The 886-nt window shown below is 67.2% G+C and carries 1 protein-coding gene; it reads right to left on the bottom strand.

What is annotated here, in order from left to right; all coding sequences use genetic code 11:
• Positions 1 to 179: 179 nt before the first annotated feature.
• On the bottom strand, positions 180 to 886 hold a 707-nt coding region (locus GNZ13_RS21315), incomplete at its 5' end, for a phosphoribosyltransferase (RefSeq protein ID WP_172167839.1).

Genomic DNA, 886 nt, shown 5'->3' with positions numbered 1-886 from the left:
GCAATTTCGTCGTCGACCAAGCCATTCTTTGGTAGGTGGGCGCGCCAAACCGAAAGCGGTCGCGATGCCGGACGCCGCAGCGTCCCCGCTGTCAGCTCAAAACTCGTCTGCCGCGCAGACTCCTAGGGCCTATGCGCCAAGGTGCGCGCACTCGGTTTCACGCGCAGACGCCCACGCTTTCACGTCCACGCGCGCGCCCCGACCAGCATCCCCGTTTGCGTGAGTGCGTCCCACCAGATCACGCGCAGCAACGGCGCCTGCTGAGCAATCAGCAGCGCCTGCACCGGATCGCTTTCGACAAAATGCGTGACTCCACCGCGCAACGCCGCGGCGGCCTTGTGAGCGGCGGCGCCGGCGGCACTTTCGTCGTGCGTGCCGGGCGAGCGCATCACCAGTTGCATATGGCCGAAGCCGTGCCGCGCGAGCCACGCTTCGGTGCGCGCGCGATCCAGTTCCGGCCTGCCGGTGATGATCGTACGCACGCGTTGCAGATCGATTCCGGGCAGCACCTCGAACGGCAGCAGCGCGTCGCGTTCGGCGAGCGCCGCGGCCAGATCTTCGTCGTAGCGCGCGAGCGGCACGTCGGGCAGCAGAATGCCGTCGAGGTCGATCGCGTAGGTGGCGTATTCGTGATCGTCGGCCATGGCGGGCGCGGCGCCCGCTTGGGCGGCCCCCGCTTCGACGCGCTCCCAGTCCTCGCGATAACGCTCGGTGTAGGCCTGGCGCTCCCACGGAAACAGCGCGAAGTAGCCGCGGGCGTCGATCGCATAATCGGGTTGTATGCGGCTCAAGTCGTCGACCGCGGCGGTCAGTGTCCTGACGTCGAGACCATGCTGCTGAAGGAATGCAATGCAATCGGTGAGCGTAAAGCCGCGCCCCGCGATGT

The sequence above is a fragment of the Paraburkholderia elongata genome, assembly GCF_013177735.1.
GTDB lineage: Bacteria > Pseudomonadota > Gammaproteobacteria > Burkholderiales > Burkholderiaceae > Paraburkholderia > Paraburkholderia elongata.
Note: the sequence above shows the minus strand (reverse complement) of the source record. Positions and strands in the feature narration are given on the sequence as shown.